The 14,659-nt window shown below is 66.6% G+C and carries 25 protein-coding genes and 1 pseudogene; 25 read left to right on the top strand and 1 reads right to left on the bottom strand.

The window, feature by feature from the left end:
- Positions 1-31 precede the first annotated feature (31 nt).
- Positions 32-247, top strand: coding sequence for an Rv0909 family putative TA system antitoxin (locus QE388_RS02885; protein ID WP_307382782.1), 216 nt, complete (start codon positions 32-34; stop codon positions 245-247).
- A gap of 57 nt (positions 248-304) precedes the next feature.
- Here the strand turns inward: QE388_RS02885 and lepB are convergent, their stop codons facing one another.
- A complete protein-coding gene (gene lepB / locus QE388_RS02880; protein WP_307382780.1) occupies positions 305-1,021 on the bottom strand; it encodes a signal peptidase I in 717 nt (238 codons plus the stop codon).
- A 529-nt stretch (positions 1,022-1,550) separates the two neighbouring features.
- Between lepB and rpsJ the strand changes: the two are divergent.
- The 24 genes and pseudogenes from rpsJ to QE388_RS02760 all read left to right on the top strand — a co-directional run.
- A pseudogene (rpsJ, locus tag QE388_RS02875) lies at positions 1,551-1,823 on the top strand (30S ribosomal protein S10); the annotation flags it as partial.
- A 45-nt stretch (positions 1,824-1,868) separates the two neighbouring features.
- Positions 1,869-2,528 (top strand): 50S ribosomal protein L3, encoded by a 660-nt coding sequence (gene rplC, locus QE388_RS02870; protein WP_058596247.1) that lies wholly within the window; start codon positions 1,869-1,871, stop codon positions 2,526-2,528.
- A gap of 4 nt (positions 2,529-2,532) precedes the next feature.
- Complete coding sequence (rplD, locus tag QE388_RS02865; RefSeq protein WP_058596246.1) at positions 2,533-3,195, top strand: 50S ribosomal protein L4; 663 nt, start codon at positions 2,533-2,535, stop codon at positions 3,193-3,195.
- Entirely contained in the window at positions 3,192-3,491 is a 300-nt protein-coding gene (gene rplW / locus QE388_RS02860; RefSeq protein WP_058596245.1) for a 50S ribosomal protein L23, read from the top strand. The genes rplD and rplW overlap by 4 nt, the downstream gene beginning before the upstream one ends.
- Positions 3,492-3,515: 24 nt before the next feature.
- Positions 3,516-4,355, top strand: coding sequence for a 50S ribosomal protein L2 (rplB, locus tag QE388_RS02855; protein ID WP_013584012.1), 840 nt, complete (start codon positions 3,516-3,518; stop codon positions 4,353-4,355).
- Positions 4,356-4,367: 12 nt separating this feature from the next.
- Positions 4,368-4,649: a 30S ribosomal protein S19 gene (gene rpsS, locus QE388_RS02850; RefSeq protein ID WP_013584011.1), complete on the top strand. Its 282-nt coding sequence runs from the start codon at positions 4,368-4,370 to the stop codon at positions 4,647-4,649.
- Positions 4,650-4,674: 25 nt separating this feature from the next.
- Positions 4,675-5,073 carry a 50S ribosomal protein L22 gene (gene rplV, locus QE388_RS02845; protein WP_013584010.1) on the top strand — a complete coding sequence of 133 codons (399 nt, stop codon included), beginning with the start codon at positions 4,675-4,677 and terminating at the stop codon, positions 5,071-5,073.
- On the top strand, positions 5,073-5,831 hold the full coding sequence (rpsC, locus tag QE388_RS02840; protein WP_013584009.1) for a 30S ribosomal protein S3: 759 nt from the start codon (positions 5,073-5,075) through the stop codon (positions 5,829-5,831). Before rplV ends, rpsC begins: the two co-directional genes overlap by 1 nt.
- Positions 5,831-6,250, top strand: coding sequence for a 50S ribosomal protein L16 (rplP, locus tag QE388_RS02835; protein WP_013584008.1), 420 nt, complete (start codon positions 5,831-5,833; stop codon positions 6,248-6,250). The genes rpsC and rplP overlap by 1 nt, the downstream gene beginning before the upstream one ends.
- On the top strand, positions 6,250-6,561 hold the full coding sequence (rpmC, locus tag QE388_RS02830) for a 50S ribosomal protein L29 (RefSeq protein WP_013584007.1): 312 nt from the start codon (positions 6,250-6,252) through the stop codon (positions 6,559-6,561). Before rplP ends, rpmC begins: the two co-directional genes overlap by 1 nt.
- The gene (gene rpsQ / locus QE388_RS02825) at positions 6,561-6,887 is read left to right on the top strand and encodes a 30S ribosomal protein S17 (protein ID WP_058596244.1); all 327 of its coding nucleotides are present in this window, start codon (positions 6,561-6,563) and stop codon (positions 6,885-6,887) included. Before rpmC ends, rpsQ begins: the two co-directional genes overlap by 1 nt.
- Before the next feature lie 35 nt (positions 6,888-6,922).
- The gene (gene rplN, locus QE388_RS02820; protein WP_013584005.1) at positions 6,923-7,291 is read left to right on the top strand and encodes a 50S ribosomal protein L14; all 369 of its coding nucleotides are present in this window, start codon (positions 6,923-6,925) and stop codon (positions 7,289-7,291) included.
- 2 nt (positions 7,292-7,293) lie between these two features.
- Positions 7,294-7,653, top strand: a complete 360-nt coding sequence (gene rplX / locus QE388_RS02815; protein ID WP_307382777.1) for a 50S ribosomal protein L24 — start codon at positions 7,294-7,296, stop codon at positions 7,651-7,653.
- A 2-nt stretch (positions 7,654-7,655) separates the two neighbouring features.
- Entirely contained in the window at positions 7,656-8,246 is a 591-nt protein-coding gene (gene rplE, locus QE388_RS02810) for a 50S ribosomal protein L5 (protein WP_058614733.1), read from the top strand.
- A 92-nt stretch (positions 8,247-8,338) separates the two neighbouring features.
- Positions 8,339-8,737 carry a 30S ribosomal protein S8 gene (gene rpsH, locus QE388_RS02805; protein ID WP_058596241.1) on the top strand — a complete coding sequence of 133 codons (399 nt, stop codon included), beginning with the start codon at positions 8,339-8,341 and terminating at the stop codon, positions 8,735-8,737.
- Between the two features lie 6 nt (positions 8,738-8,743).
- Positions 8,744-9,280, top strand: a complete 537-nt coding sequence (gene rplF / locus QE388_RS02800; RefSeq protein WP_058596240.1) for a 50S ribosomal protein L6 — start codon at positions 8,744-8,746, stop codon at positions 9,278-9,280.
- A gap of 2 nt (positions 9,281-9,282) precedes the next feature.
- Positions 9,283-9,642 carry a 50S ribosomal protein L18 gene (gene rplR, locus QE388_RS02795; RefSeq protein WP_058596239.1) on the top strand — a complete coding sequence of 120 codons (360 nt, stop codon included), beginning with the start codon at positions 9,283-9,285 and terminating at the stop codon, positions 9,640-9,642.
- Positions 9,639-10,319, top strand: coding sequence for a 30S ribosomal protein S5 (gene rpsE, locus QE388_RS02790; protein WP_013583999.1), 681 nt, complete (start codon positions 9,639-9,641; stop codon positions 10,317-10,319). The genes rplR and rpsE overlap by 4 nt, the downstream gene beginning before the upstream one ends.
- Entirely contained in the window at positions 10,319-10,504 is a 186-nt protein-coding gene (gene rpmD, locus QE388_RS02785; protein ID WP_013583998.1) for a 50S ribosomal protein L30, read from the top strand. The genes rpsE and rpmD overlap by 1 nt, the downstream gene beginning before the upstream one ends.
- On the top strand, positions 10,504-11,037 hold the full coding sequence (rplO, locus tag QE388_RS02780) for a 50S ribosomal protein L15 (RefSeq protein WP_307382773.1): 534 nt from the start codon (positions 10,504-10,506) through the stop codon (positions 11,035-11,037). The genes rpmD and rplO overlap by 1 nt, the downstream gene beginning before the upstream one ends.
- Before the next feature lie 109 nt (positions 11,038-11,146).
- On the top strand, positions 11,147-12,469 hold the full coding sequence (secY, locus tag QE388_RS02775) for a preprotein translocase subunit SecY (RefSeq protein WP_275799828.1): 1,323 nt from the start codon (positions 11,147-11,149) through the stop codon (positions 12,467-12,469).
- Complete coding sequence (locus QE388_RS02770; RefSeq protein ID WP_058596237.1) at positions 12,466-13,062, top strand: adenylate kinase; 597 nt, start codon at positions 12,466-12,468, stop codon at positions 13,060-13,062. Before secY ends, QE388_RS02770 begins: the two co-directional genes overlap by 4 nt.
- 2 nt (positions 13,063-13,064) lie before the next feature.
- Entirely contained in the window at positions 13,065-13,907 is an 843-nt protein-coding gene (map, locus tag QE388_RS02765) for a type I methionyl aminopeptidase (RefSeq protein ID WP_307382770.1), read from the top strand.
- Positions 13,904-14,608: a thioredoxin domain-containing protein gene (locus QE388_RS02760; RefSeq protein WP_058596236.1), complete on the top strand. Its 705-nt coding sequence runs from the start codon at positions 13,904-13,906 to the stop codon at positions 14,606-14,608. The genes map and QE388_RS02760 overlap by 4 nt, the downstream gene beginning before the upstream one ends.
- Positions 14,609-14,659: the final 51 nt, after the last annotated feature.

The following is a 14,659-nucleotide window of genomic DNA, read 5'->3' as shown; positions in this document are numbered from 1 at the left end:
CCGCCGGCACCGGTCCTGAAGGGAGACGCGCATGGGCGTGGACGACATCATCAACAAGGGCAAGAAGCTGCTCGATGAGAATCGCGACAAGATCGAAGAGGCGCTGAAGAGCGAGAAAGCCGAAGAAGTCAGCGACAAGATCCTCGACGGCGCGGCGGATGCCATCAAGAAGGTCGTGCCGGGGGAGCAGCACGCGAAGGTCGACGAGGTGCGTCAGAACGTCGACAAGCACATCGGCAACGACTGACTCCGAAGCCACACGAAGCGGCGCCGCCCCGGGTACGGGCGGCGCCGCTTCGGCATCTCAGTCGAGTGGGGAGAAAAGCCGGTCTAGCGGCCAGACGATCGCGAAGACGGTCCCGATGACCTGATCGCGAGGCACGAAGCGCGCGCATCCGTCGGTCGACGTCGTGCCGCGGCACTTCACCACCGAATCCGACGAACTCGCCCGGTTGTCGCCCATGACGAGATAGGAGCCGTCGGGGACGGTGACGGGGCCGAAGCACCGCGACGAAGCCGGGACGCTGTCGCAATCCAGCTGCCCGGGGGCGAAGGCGAGGTCGTTGCGGACGTAGTCCTCGTCGAGCGCGGTCCCGTTCACTTCGACCCGGCCATCCGCCGTGCAGCACTGCACAGTCGTCCCGGGCTCGCCGATGACCCGTTTCACGAGCGCATCGAGATTGCTCGGACCGAAGCCCACGAGATCTCCGACCCAGCCCACCGCCCGACGGAGCGGGCTCGGCGCCGTGGCATCCGTCTCCCATGCCTCGGGGCGAGAGAACACGACGACGTCGCCCGGGCGAGGATCGGATGCGATGAGGCTGATCCGGTCGGCCAGGATGCGATCACCCGCCTCGAGGGTCGGGGACATCGATTCGGACGGCACCTGGAACGGTTTGACGACGAACGCCTGCAGAAGAGCGAGCGTGAACAGTGCTGCGACGAGGTGCAGGACGGGGGAGCGGAGGATGCGGCGCAGGCGGGTGCCCGTCGGTCGCGCGCCTGGATCACGTGCGCTCATGTGCCTGCCACCAATCGGAGTCGCCAGCCGCGCGGGGCATCCGCGGGCGCCGACATGGTAGGCAGGAGATGGGTGCATTGCCGCTCGGAGAACCGCGTGCTCCGAGCGGTTCACCCCCATAGGAAGCACCGCACGCACCGGCGGCCAGGCGAGCGATGCTGAGGATATGCCGCGCGCGACACGCCCGGGTTTGCGACACGCCCGACGGGTCCGTAGACTAGTCCAGTTCCACATTCCGGCGTGCGCTCGGCGCGCGCCAGGATCACTGTCAGGGCAGTGCACAGGCGGCGCGTGAGCGCAGGGTCCTGGGCCGCGGGCAGCAGAACACCACACCGAACCCCCTCTTCCTTCACGGGATTCGCGCGCGTGCGTGCGAGGGGCGGGCCGGATGCCATGGCATCCGGTTTGACAGCTGAACAGCGGTGCAGCATCTCTCGCGCAAGCGAGGGGAAGTGCCAGGGTGCGTCAGCACCACCGTGCGTCCAATGCCCCAGGTCGGGTAAGACGCGAGAAAGAGAGAGAGCAGACAATGGCGGGACAGAAGATCCGCATTCGCCTGAAGTCGTACGACCACGCCGGGCTCGACTCGTCGGCGCGCAAGATCGTCGACACCGTGACCCGTGCCGGCGCCACCGTGGTGGGCCCGGTTCCCCTGCCGACCGAGAAGAACGTCGTGTGCGTTATCCGGTCGCCCCACAAGTACAAGGACAGCCGCGAGCACTTCGAGATGCGCACCCACAAGCGCCTCATCGACATCATCGACCCGACGCCCAAGGCCGTCGACTCGCTGATGCGCCTCGACCTCCCGGCCCGATGTCAACATCGAGATCAAGCTCTGAGGTTCGACATGGCTGACATCAACTCCAAGATCTCCAAGGGCCTCCTCGGCACGAAGCTCGGCATGACCCAGGTGTGGGACGAGAACGGCAAGCTCGTTCCCGTCACCGTCATCGAGGTCGCTCCGAACGTCGTGACCCAGCTCCGCTCGGTCGAGAAGGACGGCTACAACGCCGTGCAGATCGGCTACGGCCAGATCGACCCCCGCAAGGTGAACAAGCCCCTCACGGCCCACTTCGAGGCCGCGGGCGTCACCCCCCGCCGTCACCTCACCGAGGTTCGTACCGCGGATGCCGCGGACTACTCGCTCGGTCAGGAGCTCACCGTCGACGGTCTCTTCGAGGCCGGCCAGCTGGTCGACGTCGTCGGCACCAGCAAGGGCAAGGGCACCGCGGGTGTCATGAAGCGCCACAACTTCAAGGGTGTGTCCGCTTCGCACGGTGCGCACCGCAACCACCGCAAGCCCGGCTCGATCGGCGCCTCGTCGACCCCGAGCCGCGTGTTCAAGGGCATGCGCATGGCCGGCCGTATGGGTGGCGAGCGCGTGACCGTCCTCAACCTCACGGTGCACGCCGTCGACGCCGAGAAGGGTCTGATGCTCGTCAAGGGCGCCGTCCCCGGTGCTCGTGGCCGCATCGTCTACGTCCGCAACGCAGTGAAGGGTGCCTGATCTCATGGCTGACTCGACTCTCGCGCTCGACGTCCTGAAGGTCGACGGCAAGAAGGCCGGCTCCGTGGAGCTGCCCGCCGACATCTTCGACGTCAAGACGAACATCCCCCTCATCCACCAGGTCGTCGTGGCGCAGCGCGCCGCGGCTCGCCAGGGCACGCACTCGACCAAGCGTCGTGGCGAGGTCTCGGGTGCCGGCCGCAAGCCCTTCAAGCAGAAGGGCACCGGTAACGCCCGTCAGGGCTCGATCCGCGCGCCGCACATGACCGGTGGTGGCATCGTCCACGGCCCCAAGCCGCGCGACTACGGCCAGCGCACCCCCAAGAAGATGATCGCCGCCGCCCTCCTGGGTGCGCTCAGCGACCGTGCTCGTGGCCAGCGCCTGCACATCGTCGACAGCTTCGGCATCGAGGGTGCGCCCTCGACCAAGGCTGCCGCCGCGGTGCTGACCGGCCTCGGTGCCGTCAAGAACGTTCTCGTGGTCATCGACCGCGACGACGAGCTGACGATCAAGAGCGTGCGCAACCTCGCGTACGTCCACGTGCTGACCTTCGGCCAGCTGAACGCCTACGACGTGCTCGTCTCCGACGACATCGTCTTCACCAAGGCCGCCTACGACGCCTTCGTCGCGTCGAAGTCGGGCGCCACCGAGGAGGTCTCGGCATGACCGCCGTCAACAAGGACCCGCGCGACATCATCCTGAAGCCGGTCGTCTCCGAGAAGAGCTACTCGCTCATCGACGAGGGCAAGTACACCTTCCTGGTGGACCCCCGTTCGTCGAAGACCGAGATCAAGCTCGCGATCGAGAAGATCTTCGGCGTCAAGGTCGCTTCGGTGAACACGCTGAACCGCGCGGGCAAGGCCCGTCGGACCCGCTTTGGCATCGGCAAGCGCAAGGACACCAAGCGTGCCATCGTCACGCTGAAGTCCGGCACCATCGACATCTTCACGTCTGTCGGCTGACGGTCGGGATAGAGGACAAGAACAATGGCTATTCGCAAGTACAAGCCCACGACCCCCGGTCGCCGCGGCTCGTCGGTGGCCGACTTCGCCGAGATCACCCGATCGACGCCCGAGAAGTCGCTGCTGCGCCCGCTGTCGAAGACCGGTGGCCGCAACAACCAGGGCCGCATCACCACGCGTCACATCGGTGGTGGCCACAAGCGTCAGTACCGTCTGATCGACTTCCGTCGTAACGACAAGGACGGCATCGACGCCAAGGTCGCGCACATCGAGTACGACCCCAACCGCACCGCGCGCATCGCCCTGCTGCACTACGCAGACGGCGAGAAGCGCTACATCCTCGCTCCGGCGAAGCTGTCGCAGGGTGACGTCGTCGAGTCGGGTGCCGGCGCTGACATCAAGCCCGGCAACAACCTGCCGCTGCGTAACATCCCCACGGGTACCGTGATCCACGCGATCGAGCTCCGTCCCGGTGGCGGTGCGAAGATGGCCCGTTCGGCCGGCGCCTCGGTGCGTCTGGTCGCCAAGGACGGCCCGTACGCGCAGCTGCGTCTGCCCTCCGGCGAGATCCGCAACGTCGACGTGCGCTGCCGCGCGACGATCGGCGAGGTCGGCAACGCCGAGCAGTCGAACATCAACTGGGGCAAGGCCGGCCGCATGCGTTGGAAGGGCGTCCGCCCGACCGTGCGTGGTGTCGCCATGAACCCGGTCGACCACCCGCACGGTGGTGGTGAGGGTAAGACCTCCGGTGGTCGTCACCCTGTTTCGCCGTGGGGCAAGGCCGAGGGCCGCACCCGTCACGCGAACAAGGAGAGCGACAAGCTCATCGTCCGCCGTCGTACCGCCGGCAAGAAGCGCAAGTAGGAGTAGAGGAAGATGCCTCGCAGCCTTAAGAAGGGCCCCTTCGTCGACGAGCACCTGCTTCGCAAGGTCGTCTCGCAGAACGAAGCCGGTTCGAAGAACGTCATCAAGACCTGGTCGCGCCGTTCGATGATCATCCCCGCCATGCTGGGACACACCATCGCCGTGCACGACGGTCGCAAGCACATCCCCGTGTTCGTGACCGAGACCATGGTCGGCCACAAGCTGGGCGAGTTCTCGCCTACCCGCACCTTCCGCGGCCACGTGAAGGACGACAAGAAGGGCCGCCGCCGCTGACGCGGGGGCGCAAGAGGAGAGAGAAATGGTGGAGTCCATCGCACGCGTGCGACACATCCGCGTGACCCCTCAGAAGGCTCGTCGTGTCGTCGCTCTCATCAAGGGCAAGCAGGCCGAAGAGGCCCTTGCCATCCTGAAGTTCGCGCCCCAGGGCGCGAGCGAGCCGATCTACAAGCTCGTCGCCTCGGCCATCGCGAACGCTCGCGTCACGGCCGACAAGACGAACGAGTACCTGGATGACGCTGACCTGTACGTGAAGAACGCGTACGTCGACGAGGGCACGACGCTGAAGCGTTTCCAGCCCCGCGCTCAGGGTCGCGCCTTCCAGATCAAGAAGCGCACGAGCCACATCACGGTCGTGCTCGCGACGCCCGAGACCGCTGAGGCGGCCCCGGCTCGCGCCAACAAGAAGGCGAGCAAGTAATGGGACAGAAGGTCAACCCGTACGGCTTCCGCCTCGGCATCACCACCGACCACGTGTCGCGGTGGTTCTCGGACTCGACGAAGGCCGGTCAGCGCTACGCCGACTACCTCGCCGAGGACATCAAGATCCGTCGCCTGCTGACCACGTCGCTCGACCGCGCCGGTGTCAGCAACATCGAGATCGAGCGCACGCGTGACCGCGTCCGCGTCGACATCCACACCGCCCGTCCGGGCATCGTGATCGGTCGCCGCGGCGCCGAGGCCGAGCGCATCCGCGCCGACCTCGAGAAGCTCACCGGCAAGCAGATCCAGCTGAACATCCTCGAGGTCAAGAACCCCGAGGCCGACGCTCAGCTGGTCGCGCAGGGTGTGGCTGAGCAGCTCACCGCTCGCGTGGCGTTCCGCCGCGCGATGCGCAAGGGCCTGCAGGGCGCACAGCGCGCCGGCGCCAAGGGTGTCCGCATCCAGGTGTCGGGCCGCCTCGGCGGCGCCGAGATGAGCCGTTCAGAGTTCTACCGCGAAGGCCGGGTGCCCCTGCACACGCTCCGCGCGAACATCGACTACGGCTTCTACGAGGCCAAGACGACCTTCGGCCGCATCGGCGTGAAGGTCTGGATCTACAAGGGCGACCTCACCAACAAGGAGCTCGCCCGCGAGCAGGCCAACGCGCCCAAGTCGCGCGGTCGTGACGACCGCGGTGGCGACCGTCGTCGTGGCCCGCGCAACGAGGCCCCCGTGGCAGAAGGAGCGTCGGCGTAATGCTCATCCCCCGCAAGGTCAAGTACCGCAAGCAGCACCACCCGGGCCGTTCGGGCCAGGCCACCGGTGGCACCACGGTGTCGTTCGGTGAGTTCGGGATCCAGGCGCTCACCCCCGCTTACGTGACCAACCGTCAGATCGAGTCCGCTCGTATCGCCATGACGCGTCACATCAAGCGTGGCGGAAAGGTGTGGATCAACATCTACCCCGACCGTCCGCTCACCAAGAAGCCGGCCGAAACCCGCATGGGTTCCGGTAAGGGCTCGCCCGAGTGGTGGGTTGCGAACGTCAAGCCGGGTCGCGTCCTCTTCGAGGTCGCCGGTGTCAACGAGGAACTCGCTCGTGAAGCACTGACCCGTGCCATCCACAAGCTGCCGCTGAAGGCACGCATCATCAAGCGCGAGGAGGGCGACGCGTAATGGCGATCGGCACCAAGCAGCTCGCCCCGAGCGAGCTCGACACGTTCGAAGACCAGCGCCTCGTCGAGGAGCTGCGCAAGGCCAAGGAAGAGCTGTTCAACCTGCGCTTCCAGTCGGCCACCGGCCAGCTCGAGAGCCACGGCCGCATCCGTGCAGTCAAGCGCGACATCGCGCGTCTGTACACGGTGATCCGTGAGCGCGAGCTCGGCATCCGCGCCACCCCGGCTCCGGTCGAGGCGACGAAGGCGAAGAAGAGCAAGGCGAAGAAGGCGGATGCCGCTGACGACGCCGCGAAGGAAGAGGCGGAGTAATGGCTACCGCGAAGAAGGCCGAGGCGCAGGTCGCCGGTCACGAGCACGCCGAACACGATGTCCGTGACGAGAACGCCCGCGGTTACCGCAAGGCGCGTCGTGGCTACGTCGTCAGCGACAAGATGGACAAGACGATCGTCGTCGAGGTCGAGGACCGCGTGAAGCACCCGCTCTACGGCAAGGTCATCCGTCGCACCTCGAAGGTCAAGGCGCACGACGAGACCAACTCGGCGGGCATCGGCGACCTCGTCGTCATCAACGAGACCCGTCCGCTCAGCGCCACCAAGCGCTGGCGTCTGGTCGAGATCCTCGAGAAGGCCAAGTAAGCCTCGCGGCTTGCTTGGAACCCAAGGAGTAAAAAGTGATTCAGAACGAATCCCGGCTGAAGGTCGCCGACAACACCGGCGCCAAGGAGCTGCTCACCATCCGCGTGCTCGGCGGCTCCAACCGTCGCTACGCCGGCCTGGGCGACGTCATCGTCGCCACGGTCAAGGACGCGATCCCGGGTGGAAACGTCAAGAAGGGCGACGTGGTCAAGGCCGTCGTCGTCCGCGTCGTCAAGCAGACCCGCCGTCCCGACGGCTCGTACATCAAGTTCGACGAGAACGCCGCCGTGATCCTGAAGAACGACGGGGAGCCCCGCGGCACCCGCATCTTCGGACCGGTCGGTCGTGAGCTTCGTGACAAGAAGTTCATGAAGATCGTCTCGCTCGCCCCGGAGGTCATCTGATCATGGCGAAAATCAAGAAGGGTGACCTCGTTCAGGTCATCTCGGGCGCCAAGCCCGAGCGCGGCGGCGACCGCGGCAAGCAGGGCAAGGTCCTCGAGGTCCTTCCCGAGCAGAACCGCGTCATCGTCGAGGGCGTGAACTACGTCACCATGCACAACCGCGTGGGCCAGTCCCAGCGCGGCACCAAGACCGGTGGCATCGAGACGTTCGAGGCCCCGATCCACATCTCCAACGTCGCGATCGTCGACCCCTCGACCAAGAAGCCGACCCGCGTCGGCCACCGGGTCGAGGAGCAGGTCAAGGACGGCGTCAAGCGCACCGTCCGCGTGCGCTTCGCGAAGAAGTCAGGCAAGGACCTCTGAACATGAGCACCGTGACTGCCGCGGAGACTGGCAAGATCCAGCCCCGCCTCAAGCAGAAGTACAACGCCGAGATCAAGAAGGCGCTGCAGGACGAGTTCGGCTACGAGAACGTCATGCAGATCCCCGGCCTGGTCAAGGTCGTCGTGAACACCGGTGTCGGCGAGGCCGCTCGTGACAGCAAGGTGATCGATGGTGCGGTCGACGACCTCACCAAGATCACCGGTCAGAAGCCGGTCGTCACCAAGGCCCGCAAGTCGATCGCCCAGTTCAAGCTGCGCGAAGGCCAGGCCATCGGCGCGCACGTCACCCTCCGCGGTGACCGCGCGTGGGAGTTCGTCGACCGCCTCGTTAACCTCGCTCTGCCGCGCATCCGCGACTTCCGCGGCCTGTCGCCCAAGCAGTTCGACGGCAACGGCAACTACACCTTCGGTCTCCAGGAGCAGTCCGTGTTCCACGAGATCGACCAGGACCGCATCGACCGTGTCCGTGGTTTCGACATCACGATCGTCACCACGGCCAAGACCGACGACGAGGGCCGTTCGCTGCTGCGCCAGCTCGGCTTCCCGTTCCAGTCGGCCGACGCTCAGGCCTGACCCCTTGGGCCCCCGGGTTTCCGGGGGCCCATCATCGAAGGTCGCCTGTCGTGTAACGGCAGGCGAAACCTCATGAACGAAAGAAGCAACACATGACGATGACAGACCCGGTCGCAGACATGCTGACCCGTCTGCGCAACGCGAACTCGGCGCACCACGACTCCGTGTCGATGCCGAGCTCGAAGCTCAAGACCAACATCGCCGAAATCCTCAAGCAGGAGGGTTACATCGCTGACTGGAACGTCGAAGACGCCCGTGTCGGCCAGACCCTCAACATGACGCTGAAGTACGGCCCGAACCGCGAGCGGTCCATCGCCGGCATCAAGCGCGTCTCGAAGCCCGGCCTCCGCGTGTACGCGAAGTCGACCGAGGTCCCCACGGTCCTCGGCGGGCTCGGCGTCGCCATCCTGTCCACCTCCTCCGGTCTCCTCACCGACCGTCAGGCCGAGCAGAAGGGCGTCGGCGGGGAAGTCCTCGCCTACGTGTGGTGATCTGACATGTCGCGTATCGGACGTCTTCCCATCGACATCCCCGCCGGAGTCACCGTCACGGTGAACGGCCGGGAGGTCTCCGTCAAGGGCCCCAAGGGCGAGCTCGCGCTCACCGTTGCGCAGCCCCTCGAGGTGTCGGTCGAGGAGAACCAGGTTCTCGTCACCCGCCCCGACGACGAGCGCGAGTCGCGGTCGCTCCACGGCCTGACCCGCACGCTCATCAACAACAACATCATCGGTGTCACCCAGGGCTACACCAAGGGCCTCGAGGTCGTCGGTACGGGTTACCGCGTGGCGCAGAAGGGCAGCTCGGTCGAGTTCGCCCTCGGCTTCTCGCACCCCGTGCTCATCGACCCGCCCGCCGGGATCACCCTCACGGTCGAAGGCAACAACAAGCTCACCGTGAGCGGCATCGACAAGCAGGCCGTCGGCGAGGCCGCCGCCAACATCCGCAAGATCCGCAAGCCCGAGCCCTACAAGGGCAAGGGTGTGCGCTACGCGGGCGAGGTCGTCCGCCGCAAGGCCGGAAAGGCTGGTAAGTAAGCATGGCTGTGCAGTCGAAGTCTGTTGCTCGCGCACGTCGCCACGCGCGCCTTCGCAAGAAGGTCGTTGGCACCGAGCTGCGCCCCCGTCTGGTCGTGACGCGTTCGGCGCGCCACGTGTTCGTCCAGGTCGTGGACGACAGCAAGGGCCACACCGTGGCCTCCGCCTCCACCCTCGAGACCGACCTGCGCGGCTTCGACGGTGACAAGACCGCCAAGGCCCGCAAGGTCGGCGAGCTCGTCGCCGAGCGTGCGAAGGCCGTCGGCGTGTCCGACGTCGTGTTCGACCGTGGCGGGAACCGGTACGCCGGTCGTGTCGCCGCGATCGCCGACGGTGCCCGCGAAGGAGGGCTGAACCTGTGAGTGACAACAAGGAGACCGAAGTGACCGAGCAGACTGCACCGGCTGAGGGTGCGGCTGCGGCCACGGCCCCTGCCGAGCGTGAGCGCGAGCCGCGTCGCGGTGGTCGCGAGCGCAACACCAACCAGCGCGACCGTGGTTCGCGCGACCGCAACGAGAGCCAGTTCCTCGAGCGCGTCGTGACGATCAACCGCGTGTCGAAGGTGGTCAAGGGTGGTCGCCGCTTCAGCTTCACGGCGCTCGTCGTCGTGGGCGATGGCAACGGCGTCGTGGGTGTCGGTTACGGCAAGGCCCGCGAAGTCCCCCTCGCCATCTCGAAGGGTGTCGAAGAGGCCAAGCGCAACTTCTTCCGCGTTCCCCGCTCGGGCTCGACCATCCCGCACCCCGTCCAGGGTGAGGCCGCTGCCGGTGTGGTGCTCCTGCGCCCCGCCGCTGCCGGTACCGGTGTTATCGCCGGTGGTCCCGTCCGTGCCGTCCTCGAGTGCGCCGGCATCCACGATGTCCTCTCGAAGTCGCTCGGCTCGTCGAACACGATCAACATCGTGCACGCGACCGTCGAAGCGCTGAAGTCGCTCGAGGAGCCCCGCGCCGTGGCCGCTCGCCGTGGCCTGGAGTTCGACCAGGTCGCCCCGGCCCGCCTCGTGCGCGCCGAGGCCGCCGCTCAGAAGGTAGGTGCCTGATGGCCGAGCGTCTGAAGGTCACGCAGATCAAGTCCAAGGTGAGCGAGAAGCAGAACCAGCGTGACACGCTGCGCTCGCTCGGTCTCAAGCGGATCGGCGACTCGGTCGTCCGTCCCGACGACGCGCAGACGCGCGGTTACGTCAAGACCGTCGCCCACCTCGTCAAGGTTGAGGAGATCGACTAATGGCTGCCAAGAAGGACGAGACCGCCACGGTCGACGCCCCGAAGAAGGCGACGGCCGGTAAGACGGCCGCCAAGAAGGAAGCCCCCGCGGCGCGCCCCGGCGTGCTCAAGGTCCACCACCTGCGTCCCGTCCCGGGTGCCCGTACCGCCAAGACCCGCGTGGGTCGCGGTGAGGGCTCGAAGGGTAAGACGGCCGGTCGCGGTACCAAGGGAACCAAGGCCCGTTACCAGGTCAAGGTCGGCTTCGAGGGTGGGCAGATGCCGCTGCACATGCGCACCCCGAAGCTCCGCGGCTTCAAGAACCCGTTCCGCGTCGAGTACCAGGTCGTGAACCTGGAGAAGCTCGGCGAGCTCTACCCGCAGGGTGGCGACGTGACCGTCGCCGACCTGGTGGCCAAGGGCGCCGTGCGCAAGAACGAGAAGGTCAAGGTGCTCGGCACCGGCGACATCTCGGTCGCGCTGACCGTCTCGGTCGACAAGGTCTCCGGCTCCGCAGAGCAGAAGATCGTCGCCGCGGGCGGCACCGTCAACTGACGCCCGAACCCCGGAGGGGCCGGCGGCCTTACGGCCGTCGGCCCCTTCTGGGTTAGTCTGATTTGGTGTGCGCCTGCGGCGCGCCGAGATCGTTCTGGAGGAATCCCCTTTGTTCAGCGCCATCGCGCGGGTTTTCCGCACGCCCGACCTGAGGCGCAAGATCGCCTTCACGTTGGGGATCATCGCCATCTACCGGCTCGGTGCTCATGTCCCGTCGCCGTTCGTCGACTTCCCCAACGTCCAGCAGTGTTTGAGCGACTCCGGAAGCACCGAAGGTCTGCTGTCGCTGGTCAACCTCTTCTCCGGTGGCGCCCTGCTGCAGCTGTCGATCTTCGCGCTCGGTGTCATGCCGTACATCACGGCCACGATCATCGTGCAGCTGCTGCGCGTCGTCATCCCGCACTTCGAGACCCTCTACAAGGAGGGCCAGGCGGGGCAGGCGAAGCTGACGCAGTACACGCGCTACCTGACCATCGCTCTCGCGCTGCTGCAGTCGACGACCCTGGTCACCGTGGCGCGTTCCGGGCAGCTCTTCGGCACTGCCGGCATCCCGGAGTGCCAGCAGCTCCTGACGAACGACGTCTGGTGGGCTCAGCTGCTGATGATCATCACACTCACCGCCGGTACGGGCCTCGTCATGTGGTTCGCCGAGCTGGTCACCGAGCGTGGCGTCGGCAACGGCATGTCCATCCTCATCTTCACGTCGATCGCCGCCACCTTCCCGGCCGCGATGATGTCGATCCTCAACTCGCGCGGTGTCGAGGTCTTCCTCCTCGTCCTGGCCGTCGGCATCCTGGTCGTCGCGCTCGTCGTCTTCGTCGAGCAGTCCCAGCGCCGCATTCCGGTGCAGTACGCCAAGCGCATGGTCGGCCGCCGCACCTACGGCGGCACCAACACCTACATCCCGATCAAGGTGAACATGGCCGGCGTGGTGCCGGTGATCTTCGCATCGTCGCTGCTGTACATCCCGGCCCTCATCGCGCAGTTCAACCAGCCGCAGGCGGGTCAGGAACCGGCCCCGTGGGTCACCTGGATCTCGCAGTACCTCACGCGCGGTGACCACCCGCTGTACATGCTCATCTACTTCCTGCTGATCGTCGGTTTCACGTACTTCTACGTCGCCATCACGTTCAACCCCGTCGATGTCGCCGACAACATGAAGAAGTACGGTGGGTTCATCCCCGGCATCCGCGCGGGACGCCCGACCGCCGAGTACCTCGACTACGTGCTGACGCGCATCACGCTCCCCGGCTCGATCTACCTCGGCCTCATCGCGCTCCTGCCGCTCGTGGCCCTCGCCACGGTCGGCGCGAACCAGAACTTCCCGTTCGGCGGTGCCTCGATCCTCATCATCGTGGGTGTCGGTCTCGAGACGGTGAAGCAGATCGACGCGCAGCTCCAGCAGCGCCACTACGAAGGGCTCCTCCGATGACGGCACGTCTGTTGATCGTCGGCCCACAGGGCTCGGGCAAGGGAACGCAGGGCGTCCGCATCGCGGAGGCCTTCGGCATCCCCGTCGTCTCGACCGGCGATGTGTTCCGTGCGAATGTGGCCGCAGGCACCGACCTCGGCAAGCAGGTCACCTCGATCATCGACGCTGGCGACCTCGTCCCCGACGAGCTGACCAGCGCGGTCGTGCGTGACCGGCTGTCGCAGCCGGACGCGGGGGAGGGGTTCCTCCTCGACGGCTACCCGCGCAACCTCGCGCAGGTGATGCACCTCGATGAGTTCCTGGGCGGACGCGACGAGGCCCTCGACGCCGTCATCGCACTCGTGGTTCCCCGTGACGAGTCTCTGGCGCGTCTCACCGCCCGCGCGGCCGAGCAGGGCCGCGCCGACGACACGGCCGAGGCGATCGAGACCCGCTTGAACATCTACGAGCGCGAGACCGCCCCGATTCTCGGGGTCTACGGGACGCGAGGGATCGTCGACGAGATCGACGGTGTCGGCGGGCTCGACGACGTCACGGACCGGATCTTCGCGGCGCTGGACGCGCGCGGACTCCGCCGTCGTTCGGCTGACTGACAGTGGTCTTCCGCTCCTCGATCTACAAGAAGCCCGCTCAGCTGCGCGCCATGGTGGAGCCGGGGCTGATCACCGCAGCCGCGCTCGACGCCGTGCGCGCGTTGATCGCTCCGGGTGTCACCACGCTCGAGCTCGACGAGGCCGCCGCCCGGGTCATCGCCGAGCGCGGTGCCGAGTCGAACTTCCAGATGGTGCGCGGCTACCGGCACACCATCTGCGCCTCGGTCAACGAGCAGGTGGTCCACGGCATCCCCAGTGAACGACCCCTGCAGGCGGGCGACATCCTGTCGATCGATGCGGGGGCGCAGTTCCGCGGCTGGAACGGCGACTCGGCCTTCACGGTCATCGTGCCGGGCGACGCGCCGGAAGATGTCGTCGCTCCCCGGCGCCGCTTGTCGGAAGTCACCGAAGGCTCGCTGTGGGCGGGCATCGCGGCGCTGAGCCGTGCTTCGCACCTGGCGGAGGTCGGGGCTGCCATCGAGGCGTACATCGACGACAACGCGCCGGAAGGCGGCTACGGAATCCTGCGCGATTACGTCGGGCACGGGATCGGGCGGAAGATGCACGAATCGCCGAGCGTCTTCAACTACGCCGTGGCCGACAAGGGCCCGGAGGTGCGCCCCGGTCTTGCTGTGGCCATCGAACCGATGGTCGTCATCGGCGATCAGGCCACCGAGGTCGAGGACGACGGGTGGACCGTGTCGACGATCGACGGTACAGCCGGCTCCCATTGGGAACATAGCGTCGCCGTGCACGATGGAGGCATCTGGGTTCTCACCGCTCCCGACGGTGGTGCAGAAAAACTGGCGCCCTTCGGTGTGGTGCCGAAGGAGATCGATTCATGATGATGGCTGCGGCACGTAAGGCCACGAACTGGTTCGCGATCGGCATCACCGCTGCCGCGGTGGTGGTCGTGCTCGTCGTGGGCGGTGTCGTGTGGTTCGCCAACAGCCAGGCGACCTCGCCCGGGACCCTTCCGCAGTCCTCGGCGGTCAACACGGACACGGGTGCGATCTCGGTGGGCTCCGGCTCGAAGACCGTCGACACGTATGTCGACTTCATGTGCCCCATCTGCAACTCGTTCGAGCAGTCGTACGGACCGACGCTCCAGCAGCTCGTCGACGATGGCACGATCACGCTCAACATCCACCCGATCTCCATCCTCGACCGGTCATCGCAGGGGACCCAGTACTCGACGCGTTCCGCCAGCGCGGCCTACTGCGTCGCGGTCGACGACCCCGCGAACATTCCCGCCTTCGTCAAGGCGATGTACGCGCAGCAGCCCGCAGAGGGAACGTCGGGCCTGGACGACGCCACGATCGCGTCGATCGCGACGAGCGCCGGCGCATCGGATGCCGTGACCTCCTGCATCAACGACGGCACATACGAGAAGTACGTGACGGCCATGACCCGTCAGACCCCGATCCAGTCGGGCGCGAGTGGTGTCTCCACTCCCACCATCGTCGTGAACGGGACGCTCCTCACCAACAAGACCGACCTGACCGGTGACCCGCAGAAGGACATCGTCGCCCGTCTGAACGGCTGACGACACTCCCGGCGAGTTGCCGGGTCGAGCATTACCACGTATGCTTGATCT

The organism is Microbacterium sp. SORGH_AS_0969, from assembly GCF_030818255.1.
Lineage (GTDB): Bacteria > Actinomycetota > Actinomycetes > Actinomycetales > Microbacteriaceae > Microbacterium.
This window is presented reverse-complemented; position numbering and strand designations above follow the sequence as displayed.

What these genes read in the sequence shown, in the direction of transcription:
- QE388_RS02885 (WP_307382782.1), top strand. Translation starts at nt 32, where the DNA reads ATGGGCGTGGACGACATCATCAACAAGGGCAAGAAGCTGCTCGATGAG.
- lepB (WP_307382780.1), bottom strand. Translation starts at nt 1,021, where the DNA reads ATGAGCGCACGTGATCCAGGCGCGCGACCGACGGGCACCCGCCTGCGC.
- rplC (WP_058596247.1), top strand. Translation starts at nt 1,869, where the DNA reads ATGGCTGACATCAACTCCAAGATCTCCAAGGGCCTCCTCGGCACGAAG.
- rplD (WP_058596246.1), top strand. Translation starts at nt 2,533, where the DNA reads ATGGCTGACTCGACTCTCGCGCTCGACGTCCTGAAGGTCGACGGCAAG.
- rplW (WP_058596245.1), top strand. Translation starts at nt 3,192, where the DNA reads ATGACCGCCGTCAACAAGGACCCGCGCGACATCATCCTGAAGCCGGTC.
- rplB (WP_013584012.1), top strand. Translation starts at nt 3,516, where the DNA reads ATGGCTATTCGCAAGTACAAGCCCACGACCCCCGGTCGCCGCGGCTCG.
- rpsS (WP_013584011.1), top strand. Translation starts at nt 4,368, where the DNA reads ATGCCTCGCAGCCTTAAGAAGGGCCCCTTCGTCGACGAGCACCTGCTT.
- rplV (WP_013584010.1), top strand. Translation starts at nt 4,675, where the DNA reads ATGGTGGAGTCCATCGCACGCGTGCGACACATCCGCGTGACCCCTCAG.
- rpsC (WP_013584009.1), top strand. Translation starts at nt 5,073, where the DNA reads ATGGGACAGAAGGTCAACCCGTACGGCTTCCGCCTCGGCATCACCACC.
- rplP (WP_013584008.1), top strand. Translation starts at nt 5,831, where the DNA reads ATGCTCATCCCCCGCAAGGTCAAGTACCGCAAGCAGCACCACCCGGGC.
- rpmC (WP_013584007.1), top strand. Translation starts at nt 6,250, where the DNA reads ATGGCGATCGGCACCAAGCAGCTCGCCCCGAGCGAGCTCGACACGTTC.
- rpsQ (WP_058596244.1), top strand. Translation starts at nt 6,561, where the DNA reads ATGGCTACCGCGAAGAAGGCCGAGGCGCAGGTCGCCGGTCACGAGCAC.
- rplX (WP_307382777.1), top strand. Translation starts at nt 7,294, where the DNA reads ATGGCGAAAATCAAGAAGGGTGACCTCGTTCAGGTCATCTCGGGCGCC.
- rplE (WP_058614733.1), top strand. Translation starts at nt 7,656, where the DNA reads ATGAGCACCGTGACTGCCGCGGAGACTGGCAAGATCCAGCCCCGCCTC.
- rpsH (WP_058596241.1), top strand. Translation starts at nt 8,339, where the DNA reads ATGACGATGACAGACCCGGTCGCAGACATGCTGACCCGTCTGCGCAAC.
- rplF (WP_058596240.1), top strand. Translation starts at nt 8,744, where the DNA reads ATGTCGCGTATCGGACGTCTTCCCATCGACATCCCCGCCGGAGTCACC.
- rplR (WP_058596239.1), top strand. Translation starts at nt 9,283, where the DNA reads ATGGCTGTGCAGTCGAAGTCTGTTGCTCGCGCACGTCGCCACGCGCGC.
- rpmD (WP_013583998.1), top strand. Translation starts at nt 10,319, where the DNA reads ATGGCCGAGCGTCTGAAGGTCACGCAGATCAAGTCCAAGGTGAGCGAG.
- rplO (WP_307382773.1), top strand. Translation starts at nt 10,504, where the DNA reads ATGGCTGCCAAGAAGGACGAGACCGCCACGGTCGACGCCCCGAAGAAG.
- QE388_RS02770 (WP_058596237.1), top strand. Translation starts at nt 12,466, where the DNA reads ATGACGGCACGTCTGTTGATCGTCGGCCCACAGGGCTCGGGCAAGGGA.
- QE388_RS02760 (WP_058596236.1), top strand. Translation starts at nt 13,904, where the DNA reads ATGATGATGGCTGCGGCACGTAAGGCCACGAACTGGTTCGCGATCGGC.